Raw genomic sequence first — 20182 nt, forward strand, 5'->3', positions numbered from 1 at the left:
GGCGAACGCCCTTGTGCGCAGACGCATTCGCGCCGTGCCGCGCCGTAACCGCGCAACGCCGCCAGCCCGCTAGGCGCCTGGGGTGTCCCTCATGACCGACCCCGACTGGCGAGGCCCGATCAAGCGATCGGTCACGATCGCGGGGCATCAGACCTCGATCAGCCTGGAACCGATTTTCTGGACGGCGTTGCGCGATGCCGCCGAGGCGGAATCGCTCCCGCTCAACGCGCTGATCGCGCGCATCGATGCCGAACGCATCCGCGCCGACGATCCGCCGAACCTCGGCAGCGCGATCCGCATCTGGCTCTTCAGGAAGGCGAACGGCTCGCAATAAGAGCTTGACTGTTTGCGAATAACTATCAATAGCGGTGTCAGGCCTTACAGGCTTCTGACCCTGATCGGGGTGGATGGCGAGCCCCGCGTCGAATGGCTGGCGACGCGCTCGCTGCCATCCATACAGCCCCAAGGGTATTGGGGCGGTCGGCATCCTGGGCCGACCGCCCCATTTTTTTATCGGTGGACCCCGCCCTGAAAGCATCTGCGAATATCAGCCGCGGCCCTGCATGGTGCCGCGTGGGTGGTGTGTCGCGAGCCGACCGCCTGCTGCGAACGAGCAGCTTGAATGCAAAAGCGATCCAGTTGCATTAGCTGGATTGACAAGGTTGCGAGTCACTATCAATAGCGCCCCTACGTCGATAGAAACAGTATGACGAAGGGGGAAGACATGCTTCGATCCGAACTTTGGGCATCCGTGTCCGCTGGCGCGACACCGGCCTTGCTCGCCTTGTCCTGCGCCGCGCTCGCCGCACCCGCGCATGCCGAAGAAGCGGCCGCCGCGCCCCAGCAGACCGAGCAGGATCGTGAAAACTCCATCGTCGTCGACGGTGAGCGCGAGCGCGAAGTCACGTCGCCCAAGGCGACCGCGCCGCTGCTCGATACGCCGCAGACGATCACCGTGATCTCCGCCCAGACGATCCAGAAGCAGAACCTGCTGACCCTGCGCGACGCGCTGTCGACGGTGCCGGGGATCACCTTCGGCGCCGGCGAAGGCGGCGGCGGTTATGGCGACTCGATCAACCTGCGCGGCTATTCCGCCAACAACGACATCACGATCGACGGCATCCGCGACAGCGCGCAATATACGCGCTCCGATCCGTTCAACCTGCAGCAGATCGAAGTCTATAACGGCGCCAACAGCGTCAACAACGGCTCGGGTTCGCTCGGCGGCACGATCAACCTCGCCTCCAAGACGCCGACCGCGGAAAACCTCACGGTGATCCAGGCGGGCATCGGCACCGACAATTATTATCGCGGTACGGTCGATTCGAACATCGTCGTGAACGAGCTCATCGCGGTGCGCCTCAACGCGATGTACCATCATAACGACATTCCCGGCCGTGACGTCGAGAAGAACGAACGCTGGGGCGTCGCGCCATCGATCACGATCGGCGTCGATGGACCCACCAGCCTGACCCTGGCCTACGTCCACCAGTCGGACGACAACGTGCCGGTCTATGGCGTGCCCTATTATGCGGTTGCCGGCGGCCCGCTGCAGGGCGTCGACGACAGCAGCTATTTCGGCATCGAGAATCTCGACGAGCAGAAGCTGCGGCTCGATCGCGTGACCGCAACGTTCAGCCATGAATTCAACGACAACATCACGATCCGCAACCTGACCCGCTACCAGCGCGTCTACCAGCCGACCGTGACCAGCGCGCCGCAGGGCACCTATTGCCTTGCCAACGGCCAGACGCCGCTGGGCGCCGCCTGCACCGCGCCGGGCTTCTACACGCCCAGCGGCCCGCGCGGGCTGGTGCGCGACCAGACCAACGATCTTCTCTACGATCAGGTCGACCTGCGCGTCGTTTCGGGTTCGGCGGAGGGCATCCGCAACACCTTCGTGATCGGCGCCTCCTACGCGCAGGAGGATTACAAGATCGAGAATGCGCAGCTCCTGCGCAATCCCGGCGGCGCGATGCCCAACCCGGCGCAGCCCAACATCTCGATCGCCGATCCCAACACGGTGTGGACGGGGCCGGTGAACCGGATCGTCACCGGCCGGTCCTACGGCGATACGCGCAACATGGCGATCTACGGCTTCGACACGCTCGAGCTGAACCAGATGTTCGAGGTCAATGTCGGCCTGCGCTACGAGGATGTCCGCACCATCTTCCGCGCCGATACCGTGACGACGCCGGCGACGGGTTCGGTCTACGCCCGCGGTGCCGACCAGATCAGCGACGAGAGCCTGTTCTCCTATCGCGGCGGCCTCGTGTTCAAGCCGGTGCCCAACGCCAGCCTCTACGTTTCCTACGCCAACTCGAAAACGCCGTCGTCGGCGACGGTGCGTGCCGGCTGCGGCACCAATTGCGACGTCGCCCCGGAAAAGGGCCGCAGCTATGAAGTGGGCGGCAAGCTCGACCTCTTCGGCCGCAAGCTGCAGCTTACTGCCGCGCTGTTCCGCAACGAGCGCAGCAATTACCGTATCGCCTCCAACGATCCGATCGCGCCGACCATCCAGGTGCTCGACGGGGAGTCGCGCGTCGATGGTATCGCGTTGGGCGCTTCGGGCAACATCACGCCAAACTGGACGGTGTTTGCCAACTACACCTACCTCGACTCGTCGATCCGCCAAAGCGTGTCGGACTTCTGCCTCGCCAATCCGGGGGCGATGAACTGCGGCAACGACGCCGCCAACCCCGATCCGCAGCGGGGCAACGATCTGATCCAGACACCCAAGCATGCGGGCAGCCTGTTCACCACCTACAGCTTTCCGTTCGGGCTGCAGATCGGTTACGGCTTCACCTACCAGGGCAGCTTCGCGCTCAACCAGTCGACTTTGGCCGCTGCCACGCAGTTCCGCTCCAAGGACTGGATAACGCACCGGGCGTTTGCGTCCTACGCGCTGGCCAAGGGCATCACCGCACAGGTCAACGTCCAGAACTTCACCAACGAGCGCTACTTCACCAGCATCCGCAACAATGGCTGGGCGGCGCCGGCCGAGGACCGCTCGGCGGTGGCGAGCATCTACTACAGCTTCTGACACGATAACGGGAGCGGCCGGCACATAGCGCCGCTGCTCCCTCTACGTATGCGACGTTCAGCCGCAAATTGCGGCGAGCGCCGGGGATATCAGTTCCGCAGGCCGCGGCTGCCGGACGAGCATGCGCACCGCCAGCCCGCGCTTTTCCGCCAGCGCCATGCCCGCCGCCGGCCCCAGCACGGTCAGCGCGGTCGCCCAGGCATCGGCATATATGCAATGCGGATGAAGCACGGTGACCGAAGCGACGCCATTGGCCACGGGCATGCCCGTGCGCGGATCGATGCTGTGGGCATAGCGCTGGCCGTCATGCGCGAACCAGCGGCGATAATCGCCCGACGTCGCGATCGACAGGCCGTGCAATGCCACACGCAGCGGCGTCGCGTCGGCGAAATCCGGATGCGGCTCGGCATCGACCCACCAGGGCTGGCCGTCGTCGCGGATGCCGGCGCCGTTCAGTTCGCCGCCGATCTCGACCAGCCGGTGGCCGATACCGATCCGCCCGAGCGTATCGGCTACGGCATCGACCGCATAGCCCTTGCCGATCCCCGAGAAGTCGAGGGTGACGTCGGCGGTGCGGCGCGCGAACTGGCCGCGCCGTTCGATCGCCCGCCAGCCGCGCGGCGCGAGCAGCGCGGCGATCCGGCGCGGTTCGGGGGGCGTGGCGTGGCGGCCTTCGGGGCCGAACCCCCAGGCAGCCGCCAGCCGCCCGATCGCGGGATCGAAGGCCCCGGCGCTGGCATGCGCCACCTCCAGCCCGGCGGCGAGGACGCGGTCGAGCGCCGGCATCAGCGCCTGCCAGGTGCCCGGGGCACTGCGATTGAAGCGGTTGATCTCGGTATCGGATCGCCAATGGCTCAGCTCGTCGACGATCCGGGCGAGCGTGGCCTCGATCGCGGCCTGGACATCGGCTGCGTCCATCCGGTTCTCGAGATAGGCCCTGACGGACCAGCGCGTCCCCATCGTTTCGCCGGCAAGCGCCGTGACCGGCCCGGTGGGGCGGTCGGCGAACGCGCGCGGCGAAACGATCGGGGGAATCGCGATCCTGGGTTCGGGCCGCGATCCGGGCGTCAGGGCGCCAGAACCTCCAGCGTCGTCACATAGGTCATCCGCCGTTCGGTCGCCCCCGGCAACGTCGTCGCCTTGTCGGAGGTGCTCGCGTTCAGCCAGTACATGCCGGGCTGCGCCCAGTTGACCTGCACCTTGCCCTGCGCGTCGGTCTTGAGGTCCATCTGGCCGAGATCGCTGCGGTAGCGGATGCCGCCGGGGATGACGGTGACCGTCAGGCCCGCGACCGGCTTGCCGTCGACCAGGAACTGGAAGGTGGCGGCCTCGCCCGCGACGAGATCGTTGGGATGCGTCACCGGCACCAGCTCCAGCCCCCTGCCGGTCGGCTTGAGCACGGTATCGGTGGGGGCGCCGACCGTCACGAAGATCTCGTTGCGGTTCGCGGTTTGCATCAGCTTCACGTCGGTCGCGCCCGCGGGGATCGCCCCCGCCAGCTTGTCCGCTCCCAGGCCGCGCGGCAGGCGCTTTTGCTCGCCGTTGATCTTGTAGGAACCGAACACGCCCTCCCCGCCCGACACGATCTTGTAGGTGCCAGGCTTGGTCAGGTGGACGTCGAAGGTCGAGCGATAGCGCCCGGTCGAGCCGTTCTCGATCGGCACCTCGGTGCCGTCGGGCGCGACCGCCTTCACAGCGTTCAGCCGCATCGGCTGATGCTCGAAATAGAAGAGGTCGTTGGAAACGGCGGCATCCACCGTCACCCAGACGTCATTGCCCGACAGCACCGTCGCCGAGGGCAGCATCCATTGCCGGTGCGCCTGCAGCGCCACCGGCGTGACGAAGGCGGTACCCGCAGCGATCAGCGCCAGCGTCCGCATCATCCCCGTCTTCATCTTCCGCTCCATTTCCAGCTTCCCTTCCCGCTCACTTGACCTTGACGATGACCGCGCCGAGCTCGGTCGTGCCCGCGGCGCGCAGCACCTGTCCGGGCTTGATCGGCCAGGTGAAGGGCACCCGCACCAGTTCACGGCCGCCCACCTCGCGGGCAGCCTCCACCACCAGCGTGTAGCTGCCCGGCGCGATCGGCCCGAAGGGCGCGCGCGCGGCGGGGAAGGCGATGGTCTGGACGCCGGGTGCGCGCGTGGCACCGGTCACGCCATCCGCCGGGAAGCTCATCGTCCGGCCCGAGGCGCGCCACCACTGGCGCACGTCGCGCAGCCATTTGGTGCCCTCGTTGTTGCGCATGTCATAATCGTACCAGACCGCGACGGTCCTGGCGGGCGCGCCCTGCTTTTCCAGCCACATCGCGACATAGGGGCGGTGATATTCCGCCACCGTCAGCCGGGGGATGGTGACGGCGATCTCCACCGTCTGCGCCGCGGCCGGCACCGCGAGGCCGGCGGCCCCTGCGGCGAGTGCCGGCCCGGTGACGATGATCCGGTGTGCGATCTGCATGTCTCGACCCCCCTAGTGAATGAAGATGATGGCGATGAGCGCCGGGATGGCGAGGCCGGCGGCGACCAGCGGCCAGGTGCTCGGCCGCCTGGCGGCATGGAGTTGCAGCAGCACCAGCCCGGTGAGCGCGAAGACCAGGCAGGCGCCGGCGAAGATGTCGATGAACCATTTCCACGCGGTGCCGGCGTTGCGGCCCTTGTGCAGGTCGTTGAGGTAGGAAATCCAGCCGCGGTCGGTCGCCTCGCTGGTGACGTCGCCGGTGGCGCGGTCGATGGAGACCCAGCCGTCGCCGCCGGGGCGTGGCAGCGGCACATAGATTTCGGCGGCGGACCATTCGGCATCGCCTGCCGGCCGCTGGCCATAACGGTCGGATACCCACTGCGCGACCGCGTCTGGCAGCGGCTTCCTGGCATCGGTCTCGTCCGGATCGCCGGTCGCGACCGCGGGGCGCAGCGGCGCGGGCAAAGCGGCCGTCTGTTCGGTCACGACGGGCGCCGCCTCGATCTCGGCGGCATGGTTCAGCGTGAAACCGGTGATCGCGAACAGCAGCAGCCCGACCAGGCTGATCGCCGAACTGATCCAGTGCCATGTATGGAGTTGCTTGAGCCAGTAAGCCTTGCGGGTGCGCGACTTCCTGCCCTGATCCGGCGCCTTCGTACTGCTCATCAGGGGCTCAGCGATTCCCATGCGGTTGATGGGGCCGCTATATCGAGAACGATTCGCAGTTTCAATCCAATGCGCGCGCCAAATCGCCCCGCATGCCGCGGACGGATCAAATCCGCGGACGCCATGGCGGCGGTACGTCACCGGCGCGTGGCCGGTGACGCGGATTTCGATTACTGGCGCGTGCCGATCATCGGAAAGCTCCCGAACGCACCGATCGAAACGGTGCCCTTCAGGCTGTCACCCTCGATCGTCGCGGTGCAATCCAGCGTCATCGGGAAGGGTGAGGTCATCTCCATCTTCCAGCTCAGCTGGTTGCCGTCGACCTTGCCGTCGATGACGTCGAGCGAGCCCAGGTCACCCGCGTTGGTGCCGGTGAAGCTGCTGCCGTCGCTGATGACGGTGAACACCGACTTCTGTTCGCCCAGCGGGGACTTGGTGATGCAATCATAGGCGCCGTCGAGCGACATGGTCTGTTCTCCTGCGAGGCGGCCATGGTGCCGCGATCGGGTCTTATAGGGGGAGGGATGGGGGCGGAAGGGGGGAGAAGAAGGGGCGGAGTGCGCCCTTCGTCTCCCCGCTCCTGCTACTTCCCCTGGATTTCGACCACCTCGACCGGCAGGCCGAGACCATCGAGTTGCGGCTTCACCTTGGCGGCATCGCCCACCACAACCCAGATGAAGCGGTCCGGCTTGATCGCGGCGCGCGCGGCGGCGTCCATCTGCGCAGCAGTCATGCCACGATATTTGCCCGCCAGCGTGTCGTAATAATCGTCCGAACGGCCGTAGAGGTCGTTGGCCTGCATCGCGCCGAGCACCGCGGCGGAGGTTTCGAAGCTGCCCGGCAGCTCGCGGGTCAGGCCGTTGATCGTGCGCTCATGCTCTTCGGGCCGCACGCCGTCCGCGCCCAGGAACTTGGTGAGCTGTTCGCGCAACGCCTTGATCGCGTCGCCGGTGCGATCGGCCTGCACGGGCGCGCGGATGGCATACATCGGCTCGCCCACCAGCCGCGTCACGCCGCCGGCCACGCCATAGGACCAGCCCTTGGTCTCGCGCAGATCCATGTTCATCCGCGACAGGAAGCTGCCGCCGAGCACGTCGTTGGCGGCGTTGAGCAGGTCGAGATCGTCGGTGCCCTTGCCCGGCAGCAATTCGCCGGCATAAATCATCGACTGCGGCGAATCCGGCCGGTTGACCAGCACGATGCGCGGCTCCGCGGCTGGCGGCGCAGCCCCGACATTCTTGGTGCCCGCGGCGCCGACGCCCCTCCAGCTTCCGAAGCTCTTCTCCAGCACCGCCTTCACCTCGGCGATCGGCCGATCGCTGGTCACGAAGATCTTGACTTTCTCGGGGCGGATCCAGGCGTTGTGGAAGGCGACGAGTTCGTCGCGCGTGACCGCTGCGACCGCCTTGGGATCGCCGGTGCCGGTGAAGGGAATGCCGTAGGGATGCTGCGCGCCGTACAGCAGCGGCGGCAAGGTGCGCAGCGCCAGCGCGCGCGGCTCGGTCATCTCCTGCGCGATACCGGCGAGCTGCTGGCCGCGCAGCCGTTCGACCTCCGCCGGGGCGAAGGCCGGGTTGCGGACGATGTCCGCGAACAGGTCGAGCGAGCCCGCGAGATTGGCGGAGAGCGACGACATGGTCAGCGTGGTGCGATCCATCGACGCCCGCGGGCTGAACGACGCGCCCAGCCGCTCGAGTTGCTCGGCAATCTGCACCGAGTTGCGCGTCTTGGTCCCTTCGTCGAGCAGCGACAGCATCAGCGCCTGCGTCCCCAGCCGCGCCTTGGGATCGGCGGCGTTGCCGGCATCGAAGCTCAACGACACCCAGCTCATCGGCACCGCGGTGCGATGCGCGTAGATGAGTTCGACGCCGTTGGACAGGCGGGTGCGCTCCACGGCCGGGAACTGCAGGTCGGCGATCGTGCCGACCTCGGGCAGCTTGGAACGGTCGACCGCGGCCACCGGCGCACGGCCGGCACCGGCTTCCCGCGATCCGCGCGTATCCGCGGCGGCGGCCGGGATCTTGGGCGGCGGCGCCAGCGGCTTCTCGCTCGCCGCGGGCACGCGGTAATAGGAGGGCGCGAAGGACGAGGGCTTCTTGTCCGCGGCCTCCTCATAGGCACCGCGCTCGCCGGGGCTGACCGTCAGCGCATAGACCGGGCGCGACAGCCATTTCTGCAGCGCCGCCTTGACCGTCGCGGGGCTGGTCGCGCCATAAGCGGCGAGGTTCTTCTTATAAAAGCCGGGATCGTTGGAATAGAGCAGGCCCTGCGCCAGCGCGGTCGCCTTGCCCCCGAATCCGCCCACCGATTCCAGCCCGCCGATGCGGCCGGCGACCTCGGTGGTGGCAACGCGGTTCACCTCGTCCGCCGTCGGCCCGTTGCGGATATAGTCGGCGAGGATCGTGTCGAGGCGCTTCTCCACCGCGGCCGCATCGACGCCGGGCCTCACGTCCACGGTGATCTCGAACATGCTCATCTGCGCGAACTGCTGCAGGCTGGCGGTGACGCCGACCGCGAGCTTCTCTTCCCGCACCAGGATGTTGTCGAGGCGCGAACTGGCAAGGCCGCCGAGCACGGCTGCGCCGATGTCGAGCGGCACCGTATCCGCGTCGTTGAGGCCGGGCACGATCCAGTCCCGGTAGATGCGCGTGGTTGCGACGCGGTCCTTCATCTCCTCGCGCACCGGCGCGGGCAATGTCGGCACCGGCGCATTCACCGCGCCCTGTTGTGGACCCTTGGCGATATCGCCGAAATATTTCTCCACCAGCGGGCGCGCCGTCTTCGCGTCGATGTCGCCGGCGAGCACGAGGATCGCGTTGTTGGGGCCATAATGCTGGCGGAACCAGTTCTTCACATCCTCGAGGCTGGCGCCGTCGAGGTCGGCCATGGAGCCGATCGTCGAATGGCGATAGGGATGGCCTTCGGGGAACAGCGCGGCGAGCTGGGCATATTCGACGAGGCCATAGGGCTGGTTGTCGCCCTGGCGCTTCTCGTTCTGGACGACGCCGCGCTGGTTATCCAGCTTCTCCTGCGTCACCGCGCCGAGAAGATGGCCCATGCGGTCGCTTTCGAGGAACAGCGCGCGCTCCAGCGCGGGCGTCGGCACCGTCTCGAAATAGTTGGTGCGGTCGAACCAGGTGGTGCCGTTGAAGTCGGTGGCGCCCACCTGCTGCAGCGGCTCGAAGAAGTCGCCCGGCGCATTCTCCGACCCGTTGAACATCAGGTGCTCGAACAGGTGCGCGAAGCCGGTCTTGCCGTTGGGCTCATGCTTGGAGCCGACATCGTACCACACCGAAACGGCCACGATCGGCGCCTTGCGATCGGTATGGACGAGCACCTTGAGCCCGTTGGGCAAGGTGAACGCCTCATAGGGGATGTTCACCGCCTGCGCGAGCTGGCTGACCGGCGCCTGCGCAACCACGGGGGTCATGGCGCTGGTGCCGAGCAACAATACAGGTGCGAGCAGCAAGGCTGCAGCGGTACGACGCATGGAGGGGTTCCTTCTGAAAGGCAGCCAAGGGCAATGTCCGCAGCATAGCGGCGATGGTTACGCACGCAACGATCGGCGCGGGCACCGGTTGCGGATGTAGCTGCGACGGGCATTGACGACAGTCAGCCGGGCGTGGCGCGAACTCCCGCAATCGCCGTTCGACCAACAGCGTTCTTGAGTCGACGAAGGCCATTGCGGTGGGCGGGCGGGCCCGATTTACAACAAATTCGCGCCCACCCCTTCTTGTTGTATATTTGCAACACTACATGTCGTCCGTCAGGAGGGAGGCTATATGAACCTCGAAAAATTTACCGACCGGGCGAAGGGTTTCCTTCAATCGGCCCAGACCGTGGCGATCCGCATGAGCCATCAGCGGATCAGCCCCGAACATCTGCTCAAGGCGCTGCTCGAGGATGAGCAGGGCATGGCATCCGGTCTGATCCGCGCCGCGGGCGGTTCGCCCGAGACCGCGGTGCGTGAGACCGATGCGGCGCTGGCGCGTGTCCCATCCGTTTCGGGTGGCGGCGCGCAGGCGACGCCCGGGCTCGACAACGATCTCGTGCGCGTGCTCGACCAGGCCGAACAGGTCGCGCAGAAGGCCGGTGATTCCTATGTCACGGTCGAGCGGCTGCTGCTGGCGCTCGCGCTGGCACCGGCCAGCACCGCGGGCAAGGCGCTGGCCGCCGCGGGCGTGAAGCCCGAGGCGCTGAACGCCGCGATCAACCAGATCCGCAAGGGCCGCACCGCCGACACCGCGGGCGCGGAGGATCGCTACGACGCGCTCAAGAAATTCGCGCGCGACCTCACCGAGGCGGCGCGCGACGGCAAGCTCGACCCGGTCATCGGCCGCGACGAGGAGATCCGCCGTACCATCCAGATCCTCGCCCGGCGCACCAAGAACAACCCGGTGCTGATCGGCGAACCCGGCGTCGGCAAGACCGCGATCGCCGAGGGGCTGGCGCTGCGCATCGCCAATGGCGACGTGCCCGACGGCATCAAGGATCGTACCTTGATGGCGCTCGACATGGGCAGCCTGATCGCCGGCGCGAAATATCGCGGCGAGTTCGAGGAGCGGCTGAAGGGCGTACTCGACGAGGTGAAGGCCGGCGAGGGCGACATCATCCTGTTCATCGACGAGATGCACACGCTGGTCGGTGCGGGCAAGTCCGAGGGCGCGATGGACGCCAGCAACCTGCTCAAGCCTGCGCTCGCACGTGGCGAGCTGCACTGCATCGGCGCGACCACGCTCGACGAGTATCGCAAGCATGTCGAGAAGGATCCGGCGCTGCAGCGGCGCTTCCAGCCGGTGTTCGTCGGCGAGCCGACGGTGGAGGATACGATCTCGATCCTGCGCGGGCTGAAGGAGAAATATGAGCTGCACCATGGCGTGCGGATCACCGATAGCGCGCTGGTGTCCGCCGCGACGCTCTCCAACCGCTACATCACCGATCGCTTCCTGCCGGACAAGGCGATCGACCTGATGGACGAGGCGGCGAGCCGCCTGCGGATGGAGGTCGAATCCAAGCCCGAGGAGATCGAGAATCTCGATCGCCGCATCATCCAGCTCAAGATCGAGCGCGAGGCGCTCAAGAAGGAAAGCGACGACGCCTCGCGCGATCGCCTCGCCAACCTCGAGGGCGAGCTCGCCAATCTGGAGCAGCAATCGGCCGAACTCACCACCCGCTGGCAGGCGGAAAAGGAGAAGATCAACGCCGAGGCCAAGCTCAAGGAGCAACTCGACGCCGCGCGCGTCCAGCTGGAGCAGGCGCAGCGCCAGGGCGATCTCGGCAAGGCGGGTGAACTCAGCTACGGGGTGATCCCGGGGTTGGAGAAGCAGCTCGCCGAAGCGGAGAATGCCGCGGCCGGCGCGATGCTGCGCGAGGAGGTGACCGCCGAGGACATCGCCTCGGTGGTCAGCCGCTGGACGGGCATTCCGGTCGACAAGATGCTGGAGGGCGAGCGCGAGAAGCTGCTCGCGATGGAGCAGATGCTGGGCAAGCGCGTGATAGGGCAGGCCGACGCGGTCTCCGCGGTGAGCCGCGCGGTGCGGCGCGCCCGCGCCGGCCTGCAGGATCCCAACCGGCCGCTCGGCAGTTTCCTGTTCCTCGGGCCAACGGGTGTCGGCAAGACCGAATTGACCAAGGCGCTCGCCGGCTTCCTGTTCGACGACGACAGCGCGATGGTGCGCATCGACATGAGCGAGTTCATGGAGAAGCACGCGGTCGCGCGGCTGATCGGTGCCCCGCCGGGCTATGTCGGCTATGAGGAAGGCGGCGTGCTGACCGAGGCGGTCCGGCGGCGGCCCTATCAGGTCGTGCTGTTCGACGAGGTCGAGAAGGCACATGGCGACGTGTTCAACGTGTTGCTGCAGGTGCTGGACGACGGACGGCTGACCGATGGCCAGGGCCGCACCGTGGACTTCTCGAACACGCTGATCGTGCTGACCTCCAACCTCGGCAGCCAATATCTGGCGAATGTGCCGGACGGCGCGAGCGCGGCGAGCGTCGAGCCGGAGGTCATGGACGTCGTCCGGGCGCATTTCCGTCCGGAATTCCTCAACCGGCTGGACGAGATCATCCTGTTCCACCGGCTTGCGGCGGACCATATGGGCCCGATCGTCGACATCCAGATCGATCGCGTCGGCAAGCTGCTGAAGGATCGCAAGATCCGCCTCGACCTGACCGACGCCGCGCGCGCCTGGCTCGGCCGGGTCGGCTATGATCCGGTCTATGGTGCGCGGCCCTTGAAGCGGGCAGTGCAGAAATATCTGCAGGATCCGCTCGCCGACCTGATCCTGCGCGGTGACGTGCGGGATGGCGGCACGGTCCATGTGGACGAGGGCGACGGCGCGCTGTTGCTGACGCCGGAATAGAGATGGGAAGGGCGGTGCGACGGGTCGGACCGCCCTTTTCTCATGCGGATGCACCCGCCGGCGCGTCGACCCAGTCGGGCGCGGGTTCGTCGAGATCATAATATTCGAAGATCAGATGGATGCGGTCGGTCGGCCCGCGATTTTCGACCGAATGCACGCCCATATTGTTGACCTCGGCGGCCTCGCCCTCGGGCAGGTGGAAATGCGCGCCATCGACGATGAAGCTGACATCGGGGTTGGTCAGTAGCGGCACATGCACCTTGTGCGGCCATTTCGCCGCCGGATTGGCGTCGCGATGCGGCTGGATGACGCCGCCCGCCCACATCCGCGCCAGCATCACGCGCGGATACGCGCCGCGGGTATAGCCATAATCCGCCGTCGCTTGCGCCAGCACCGGTTCGAGCAGGGGGCGCCATTCCGCCCACAGCGGGCGATCATAGGATTGGCGCCAGTCGCGATAGCTGGAGACGAAGCGGAAGACGATGTGGCGGGTGACGTCCAGCGCTTCGAAGCGGTTGGGCTTGTCGGCATTTTCGGCATCCCACAGCGCCTCGGGGATGGCGGATACCGCGGCGGTGAGCGCGGTGGTATCGACGGGGCCGAGCCGGCGGATCGAGGCGGTTTCGAGAGAAGCGCGGGTAAGTGATTGATGTCGGAGAGATATCGCTATCAACATCGATGATAGTTGCATCCGGGTATTTTACTGCGGCAACGATACGTTGCTCGGTATCATCTCAGTTAAAAGACGCCTTTCCTTTTCACTGATCTGTGTTAATTTGCCGATGCAGCTTCGGAGGCGGTTCTCACTGTACGTGCCCAGGGGTGACATGGCGCATAGCGCCAGGCCTCGATGCATTGGTTGTGAAACGGGCCTTGAAATCGAAATGAATCTTGCCCGGCTTAACTTATGTAATGGGCTTCGCCCTCAAATCTTGGTTGGTAGCGATGTTACCGTGACAACAAGGTAATGCAGGAAGGGACCTGGAATAATGGGGATGCAAACGATCCTGTCACCGCAGGATTGCTCCAGGCTGATGAAGCTGGCCAGCGTGTTGGCGGCGCGCCGCAACATTAGCTCGGCGGAAGCCGTCAACCTCATCGAAGCGGCGCTTATGGAGGCGGAGGCGGCACCGCGGAGGCGGTCGATTGCCGATTTCGCGACGGGCATGCTCGCGGTGCGAAGCAGGCGCAACGAAGCGATCGGTGCGGATATTTTTCGCGATCCGGCGTGGGATATGATGCTGGATCTGCTCGCGGCCGCGCATCAGGGGCGGCAGGTGTCGGTGTCGAGCCTGTGTTACGCGTCGGGCGTGCCGAATTCGACGGCGCTGCGGCACATCGAGCACCTGGACCAGCTTGGCCTGGTTGAGCGGACGCCGGATCCCGAGGATCATCGGCGCGCCTTCATTCGCGCGACCGACGCGGCGATCGAAAGCATGTCCGGGTTGCTTGCGCGCATGCAGGATGCCGCGATCGGCGTCGAACGCACCCGGCCGCATCCCACCGAGATCCAGCCCGCGCCGGGCGAGCCTGCCCCGATCCAGTGCGATGCGGCGATGCTGCAGGTGGCGATCACGGGCGGCCGGGCCTGAGATCCGCTGCCGGGCGCGACCCGGCCCGATGACGTGACATTTCCCCGACGCATAGGGTGCGCCCAAACCTGGGCAAGGCGCGCGCGCTTTTCCGCCAAGGCCCGTTCCCTCGACCGAACCGCGGATGAACGACGGAGCCACAATCCGTTCAGCGGCGTTGTGCGACCAACGCTCCACATCTTGGCCCATAATCTTGGGGGAGTGGGGCGAACTGGAGGGATTGGTTGCCAATGTCGAGGCTCCGTCACCATCTGCGCGCAACCGTCGCGCTATCTGCCGCGCTCGCGGCAGCGCTCACGCTTGCCGGCTGCAATACGGAGCCGGCGACGATCGAAGACCAGCTCGCACTGGCCAACGAATCGCTGCCGGCTCTGCCCAAATCCTTGCCGCTCGAAGCCGGCGCGCCGTCGGCACCGCTCGTCGCGGCGCCCGCCGCGGAGGCGTTGCCGGCACCCGCGCAGCCCATCGCTTACGGTCGCGTGGCGGAAGCCGGCGACGGCTATGGCTATATCGATCGGGCGACGGCCTTCGTCGATGCCATCGGCGATGCGCCGCCCGACTATGCGTATGCCGATTCGGGCGATGTGGAGCCCTGGGCATGGGAAGGCGAGGACGACTCGGTCTATTTCGCGGAGCCGGTCGATGATGGCTATCGCGGATATTTCTACGAGGCCGGCGCGGACGAGCCTTATCTCGTGCGCGATCCCGATTACAGCTATGGCTATGATGATGGCCGCCTGGTCGCGGTCTACGACAGCTATGGGCAGGCGCTGCCCTACGATCGCTGGCCGCGCAACGACTATGCCGGGCGCTATTATGCACGCGGTCGCGACCTTTATCGTCTTTCGCACCAGCGGGAGCGTCGCGGCGTCTATGCCGGGCGCTGGGCGGAACGCCGCCGGGTGCTGGCGGAGGATCGCCGGCGCTGGCAGCAGACCCGCCGCGAGAATGCGGCGTGGCAGCGCTATCACGCGGCACGGGCCGATCGCATCGACCGCCATTGGCGCGACGAGCGCGTGCTGCGTCAGGCCGAGGCACGACGCTATGATGCGTGGGCGGCGCGCGATTTCCGCGGCGACCGGCCTACGCTCATCGCCGCCGCGGCGCGCGACGACCGCAACAATGCGCTGATCGAACGCCGGGCCGAACAGGAGCGGCGCTATGCCGAACGCCAGCGCCTGCTGGTGGAGCGGCGCCAGCAACAGGTTGCGGCGCAACGGCAGAACGCCCAGCGGCAACAGCGCGAGGCGCTGGCCGGACGGCGCGACACCATTCGCGATCAGCAGCGGGATCGCATCCAAGCGATGCAGCAGCAGCGCGCCGCCGAGCAGCGCCAGCGACAGGCCGAAGCGCGGCAGGCGCAGCAGCAGCAGCGTCGGGCCACCCAGCAGGATCGCCAGCAGGCGCAGCGCCAGGCGCAGGTCGATCGCCAGCAGGCGCTACGGCAGGAACAGCTTCGCGATCGCCAGCAGGCGCAACGGAAGGCGCAGGTCGACGGGCAGCAGGCCCAGCGTGAGGCGCAGGTCCGACAGCGCGCCGAAGCGCAACGCCAGCAGCAGGCGCAACGCGCCGAGGCCAGCCGCCAAGCGCAGCAGCAGCAACGCGCTGCTGCAACCGCGCAGCGCCAGCGGCAACAGGCGGACGCGCAGGCCGCGGCGCGGCGGCAGGCTTCCGAGCAGCGCCAGCAGGCGGTGCGCGCCCAGGCGGAGCAACGCGCATCTGCCGCGCGCGCACAGACGCAGGAACGCGCTCGCGTGCAGCAGCAGGCGCGAGCGGAGCAACAACGTGCCCAGCAACAGGCGCGCGCCGAACAAGCGCAACAGGCTCGGGCAGAGCAGCAGCGCTCCCAGCAGCAGGCGCGGGCGGAGCAACAGCGTGCCCAGCAGCAGGCGCGTGCCGAACAAGCGCAACAGGCTCGGGCAGAGCAGCAGCGCTCCCAGCAGCAGGCACGTGCGGAGCAGCAACGTGCCCAGCAACAGGCGCGTGCCGAACAGGCGCAGCAGGCGCGCGCGCAGGCCCAGCAGGCCCGTGCCGAGGCCCAGGCACGAGCGCGCCAGGCGCGTCAGGCGCCGAACTAGGCGCTGTCGAAAGCCGCTGGCGGCAACCGAAGGGGCGCCTGCACCACGTGCAGGCGCCTTTTTCGCGTTACTGCCCGGCGGGGCCGGCGCCGGGCTGCGGCCGTGTTTCGGCGAGGCCGGTCAGCCGCAGGAACTCCGGCGGAGGGCGATGTCAGCCGCCTCCCCGCTCGCGCGCCACCTCGCGCCAACCGATGTCGCGGCGGCAGAAGCCGGTCGGGAAGTCGATCGCATCGACCGCGCGATAGGCCGTGGCCTGCGCCGCCGCCACGGTCGCGCCGGTCGCTGTGACCGCGAGCACGCGGCCGCCGCTTGCGGTCAGCGCGCCACCATAGAGCGCGGTGCCGGCGTGGAACACCTTGGCGCCGTCCGCCTCGGCGGCAGCGATGCCCTCGATCGTGCCGCCCTTGGCCGGCGTGCCGGGATAGCCATTGGCCGCCATCACCACCGTCAGCGCCGCATCGGCGATCATCCGCGGCGGCTCGGCGCCCGCCAGCCGGCCCTCGGCGACGGCGCGCAGCAGCACCAGCAGGTCGCCGTCGAAGCGCATCATCAGCACCTGGCATTCGGGATCGCCGAAGCGGACATTATATTCGATCAGCTTGGGGCCGGTTGCGGTGAGCATCAGCCCGGCGAACAGCACGCCGCCGCACGGCGTGCCTTCCGCCGCCATCGTCCTGACGGTCGGCTCGATGATGTCCGCCATCACCTGCGCCTCGATCTCGGGCGTCAGCACGCTGGCCGGGCTGTAAGCGCCCATGCCGCCGGTGTTGGGGCCGACATCGCCATCGCCGACGCGCTTGTGATCCTGCGCCGAGCCGAAGCGCAGCGCGGAGACGCCATCGGTCAGCGCGAAGAAGCTGATCTCTTCGCCTTCGAGAAACTCTTCGATCACCACCTCGGCACCTGCCTCGCCAAAGGCGCCGCCGAAGATGGTGCGGCATGCCTCTTCCGCCTCTTGGGACGTGGCGGCGATGATCACGCCCTTGCCTGCGGCGAGGCCATCGGCCTTCACCACCACCGGCAGCGCGAACTGCGGCAGCGCGGCGAGCGCTTCGTCCAGCGCGGCGGCGCGGACATAGCTGGCGGTGGGGATGTTGGCGCGGTCGCACAGCGCCTTGGTGAAGCTCTTGGAGCCTTCGAGCTGCGCCGCCGCCCTGCCGGGGCCGAACACCGCGATGCCGGCGGTGCGCAGATCGTCCGCAACGCCGGCGACCAGTGGTGCCTCCGGCCCGACGATGACGAGGCCGATGTCCTGCTCGGCGCAGAAAGCGGTTACCGCGGCCCCGTCGGTCGGCTCGAGCGTGACGATCGTCGCATGGTCGGCGATGCCGGGGTTGCCCGGCGCGGCGAACAGCGTATCGAGCAGCGGCGATTGCGTGAGCCGCCAGGCCAGCGCATGTTCGCGCCCGCCCGACCCAAGCAGCAGGACATTCATGGTCGACCCCTTTTTTCCCGACGAAACCGGGCGGCTGTTAGCCGAGGTACCGCCGGGCGACAACGCAGCGCCGCTCAGCGTCAGCGAACTCTCGCAAAGCCTGAAGCGCGTCGTCGAGGATCGGTTCGGCCATGTGCGCCTCCGCGGCGAGATTTCCGGGTGGAAGCGCGCCGCCTCCGGCCACGCCTATCTGGCGCTCAAGGACGATCGCGCGGTGATCGATGCGGTGATCTGGAAGGGCAGCGCCAGCGGCCTCGCCTTCTCGCCGCAGGATGGCGTGGAGGTGATCGCCAGCGGGCGGCTGACCACCTATCCCGGCCGCTCCAAATATCAGATCATCATCGATCGCATGGAACTGGCCGGCGAAGGCGCGCTGATGGCGCTGCTGGAAAAGCTGAAGGCCAAGCTGGCGGGCGAGGGGCTGTTCGATCGCGATCGCAAACGGCCGCTGCCCTTCCTGCCGCGCGTGATCGGCGTCGTCACCTCGCCCACGGGTGCGGTGATCCGCGACATCCTCCACCGGCTGGAGGATCGCTGCCCCACCCACGTGCTGGTCTGGCCGGTGCAGGTGCAGGGCGAGGGTGCCGCCGCGCAGGTGGCGGCGGCGGTGCGCGGGTTCGATGCGATCCAGCCGGGCGGACCGGTGCCGCGCCCCGATCTCGTCATCGTCGCGCGGGGTGGCGGTTCGATCGAGGACCTGTGGGCGTTCAACGAGGAGGTTGTCGTCCGCGCGGTCGCCGCCTGCTCGATCCCGACAATCTCGGCGGTCGGCCATGAGACCGACACCACCTTGTGCGACCATGCGGCCGACGTCCGCGCGCCGACGCCCACCGCCGCCGCGGAGATCGCGGTGCCGGTGCGCGCGGAGCTGCGCCAGCAATTGCGCGAGATGGGGCTGCGGACCGAGCGGTGCGCGCGGCGCTATCACCAACTCGGGCGGGAACGGCTGACCGCGCTGGCGCGGCTGCTGCCGACGCCGGATCGGCTGCTCCAGCCGCAGCGCCAGCGCGTCGACGATCTGGGAGACCGGCTGCGGCGCGGGCTCGGCCGGCGGCTGGCGGATGCGCGCGGGGAGTTGGCGCGCGCATCGGGCGCGCTGCGGCCGGCGATGCTCGACCAGCGGCTCGACCGCGCGCGCGAGCGGCTGAATGCCACGTGGCGGCTGGTCCAGTCGCTCAACCCGGAAAAGCCGCTCGAGCGCGGCTATGTGTTCGTCACCCGCCGGGCAGGCGGTGCGGTGGTCAAGGATTCGACCGACGCGCGCGCCGCGGGCGCGCTCGTGCTGCACTTCGCCGACGGCCCCGTCGATGCGAAGGTTGAGCGGCCGGGGAGCGGCGCTTATGGTCTGCAGGCAGACCGGCAGCCGAAGCTGCTCTAGCGCGACCAGGGTCGTATGGGATTGATCGATATGCTGATGTCACAGGCCAGCCGCCCTGCGCGGCTCCATTACATGGCCAACGGGTTTCGTGTGCTGGCGGCGGGCGACCATGTCGTCTGCGCGGTGAGCGGCGACAAGATCCCGCTGGAGGCGCTGCGCTATTGGAGCGTCGCGCGCCAGGAGCCGTATGCGTCGGCCGAGATCTCGGTGCAGCGCGAGCTTGCCCGGTGATCCATGGCGGCCGGTCGTCGCATCCCGGCTGGCCGCTGATCGGATTGCTGGCGGGCTGCGCGGCGGTTGGCGTGCAGGCGCAGGCGCTGCCGCGGATCGAGGCGGAACCGTTGCCGCCGACACCGCCGACCGTGTCGCAGCGCGCCACGCAGGCGCCGGAGGTGGCCGACTTCGCGCTTGAAGGCGCGATCAGCCAGGGCGGGGTCGTGCTCGGTACCGCGCCGGCCGGCACCACCGCGCTGACATTGGACGGCAAGCCGATCCCGCTGGCGACGGATGGCCGCTTCGTGATCGCTTTCGGGCGGGATTTCGGCACCAGCGCCGAACTGGTCGCGACCACCGCGTCAGGCCGCAGCCTGCGCCAGACGCTCACCATCGCGCCGCGCGCATGGCGGATCGAGAATCTCTCGACCTTGCCCAGGGTCTCGCAGCCCAGCGCGGAGTTTCGGCGCCGTCGCCCGCCCGAACTGGCGCGGATCAACGCCGCGCGTGCCGCCGACCATGATGTCGATGGCTGGCGGCAGCGCTTCCTGTGGCCGGCGCGTGGGCGAATCTCGGGACTGTTCGGGTCGCAGCGCATCTATCGCGGAGAGCCCGGCGCCTTTCACAGCGGCGTCGATGTCGCGGGCGGGGCCGGTGCGCCGGTGATAGCGCCCGCGGTTGGCGTGGTGACCTTGGCGGCGGAGAGCGATTTCACGCTCGAAGGCCGGCTCTTGATGCTCGACCATGGCATGGGGCTCAACAGCGCTTTCCTCCACCTCTCGAAGATCGACGTGCGCGAGGGGGAGGTGGTGCGCCGCGGCCAGAAGATCGGCGAGATCGGCCGGACCGGCCGTGCGACCGGCCCACATCTGCACTGGAGCATGAAGTGGCGCGATGAGCGCATCGATCCCTTGCTGCTCGCCGGGCCGATGGCGCCGTAAAATCAGTGACGGGTAAT

The 20182-nt window shown here is 67.8% G+C and carries 16 protein-coding genes; 8 read left to right on the top strand and 8 right to left on the bottom strand.

Going from position 1 to position 20182, the window contains the following annotated elements; all coding sequences use genetic code 11:
• Positions 1-91: 91 nt before the first annotated feature.
• Together NX02_RS25310 and NX02_RS25315 are read left to right on the top strand one after the other, a co-directional pair.
• Positions 92-334, top strand: coding sequence for a ribbon-helix-helix domain-containing protein (locus tag NX02_RS25310; protein WP_047099857.1), 243 nt, complete (start codon positions 92-94; stop codon positions 332-334).
• Between the two features lie 372 nt (positions 335-706).
• Positions 707-3043, top strand: coding sequence for a TonB-dependent receptor (locus NX02_RS25315; protein WP_245648697.1), 2337 nt, complete (start codon positions 707-709; stop codon positions 3041-3043).
• Between the two features lie 57 nt (positions 3044-3100).
• Here the strand turns inward: NX02_RS25315 and NX02_RS25320 are convergent, their stop codons facing one another.
• The 6 genes from NX02_RS25320 to NX02_RS25345 all read right to left on the bottom strand — a co-directional run bounded on the left by NX02_RS25320 (position 3101) and on the right by NX02_RS25345 (position 9656).
• A complete protein-coding gene (locus tag NX02_RS25320) occupies positions 3101-4003 on the bottom strand; it encodes an FAD:protein FMN transferase (RefSeq protein ID WP_025294957.1) in 903 nt (300 codons plus the stop codon).
• A 107-nt stretch (positions 4004-4110) separates the two neighbouring features.
• Complete coding sequence (locus tag NX02_RS25325; protein ID WP_025294958.1) at positions 4111-4923, bottom strand: DUF4198 domain-containing protein; 813 nt, start codon at positions 4921-4923, stop codon at positions 4111-4113.
• A gap of 46 nt (positions 4924-4969) precedes the next feature.
• Entirely contained in the window at positions 4970-5500 is a 531-nt protein-coding gene (locus NX02_RS25330; protein ID WP_025294959.1) for a DUF2271 domain-containing protein, read from the bottom strand.
• Positions 5501-5512: 12 nt separating this feature from the next.
• Complete coding sequence (locus tag NX02_RS25335) at positions 5513-6166, bottom strand: PepSY-associated TM helix domain-containing protein (protein ID WP_025294960.1); 654 nt, start codon at positions 6164-6166, stop codon at positions 5513-5515.
• Positions 6167-6336: 170 nt separating this feature from the next.
• Positions 6337-6633: a hypothetical protein gene (locus tag NX02_RS25340; protein WP_025294961.1), complete on the bottom strand. Its 297-nt coding sequence runs from the start codon at positions 6631-6633 to the stop codon at positions 6337-6339.
• A gap of 116 nt (positions 6634-6749) precedes the next feature.
• Positions 6750-9656 carry a M16 family metallopeptidase gene (locus NX02_RS25345; protein ID WP_025294962.1) on the bottom strand — a complete coding sequence of 969 codons (2907 nt, stop codon included), beginning with the start codon at positions 9654-9656 and terminating at the stop codon, positions 6750-6752.
• Positions 9657-9948: 292 nt separating this feature from the next.
• Between NX02_RS25345 and clpB the strand changes: the two genes are divergently transcribed.
• Positions 9949-12528 (top strand): ATP-dependent chaperone ClpB, encoded by a 2580-nt coding sequence (gene clpB / locus NX02_RS25350; RefSeq protein WP_025294963.1) that lies wholly within the window; start codon positions 9949-9951, stop codon positions 12526-12528.
• A gap of 40 nt (positions 12529-12568) precedes the next feature.
• Here clpB and NX02_RS25355 read toward each other — a convergent pair whose 3' ends face one another.
• Positions 12569-13204, bottom strand: a complete 636-nt coding sequence (locus NX02_RS25355) for an aspartyl/asparaginyl beta-hydroxylase domain-containing protein (RefSeq protein WP_025294964.1) — start codon at positions 13202-13204, stop codon at positions 12569-12571.
• A gap of 319 nt (positions 13205-13523) precedes the next feature.
• On the opposite strand from NX02_RS25355, the gene NX02_RS31000 reads away from it, so the two are divergent.
• Positions 13524-14120: a winged helix DNA-binding protein gene (locus NX02_RS31000; RefSeq protein ID WP_162232724.1), complete on the top strand. Its 597-nt coding sequence runs from the start codon at positions 13524-13526 to the stop codon at positions 14118-14120.
• 230 nt (positions 14121-14350) lie between these two features.
• Positions 14351-16198 (top strand): hypothetical protein, encoded by a 1848-nt coding sequence (locus NX02_RS31005; RefSeq protein ID WP_025294966.1) that lies wholly within the window; start codon positions 14351-14353, stop codon positions 16196-16198.
• A gap of 151 nt (positions 16199-16349) precedes the next feature.
• On the opposite strand, the gene purD is transcribed toward NX02_RS31005, so the two are convergent.
• Positions 16350-17633 carry a phosphoribosylamine--glycine ligase gene (gene purD, locus NX02_RS25370; RefSeq protein WP_025294967.1) on the bottom strand — a complete coding sequence of 428 codons (1284 nt, stop codon included), beginning with the start codon at positions 17631-17633 and terminating at the stop codon, positions 16350-16352.
• Between purD and xseA the strand changes: the two genes are divergently transcribed.
• From xseA to NX02_RS25385, 3 genes are read left to right on the top strand one after another with little or no spacing between them, the layout of a single operon-like run.
• Positions 17632-19011, top strand: a complete 1380-nt coding sequence (gene xseA / locus NX02_RS25375) for an exodeoxyribonuclease VII large subunit (RefSeq protein WP_025294968.1) — start codon at positions 17632-17634, stop codon at positions 19009-19011. The two genes, purD and xseA, sit on opposite strands and share 2 nt — an antisense overlap.
• Positions 19012-19041: 30 nt before the next feature.
• Positions 19042-19242: a DUF2093 domain-containing protein gene (locus NX02_RS25380; protein WP_025294969.1), complete on the top strand. Its 201-nt coding sequence runs from the start codon at positions 19042-19044 to the stop codon at positions 19240-19242.
• On the top strand, positions 19239-20165 hold the full coding sequence (locus NX02_RS25385; RefSeq protein ID WP_425424021.1) for a M23 family metallopeptidase: 927 nt from the start codon (positions 19239-19241) through the stop codon (positions 20163-20165). Before NX02_RS25380 ends, NX02_RS25385 begins: the two co-directional genes overlap by 4 nt.
• Positions 20166-20182 lie beyond the last annotated feature (17 nt).

The organism is Sphingomonas sanxanigenens DSM 19645 = NX02 (genome assembly GCF_000512205.2).
Taxonomy (GTDB): Bacteria; Pseudomonadota; Alphaproteobacteria; order Sphingomonadales; family Sphingomonadaceae; genus Sphingomonas_D; species Sphingomonas_D sanxanigenens.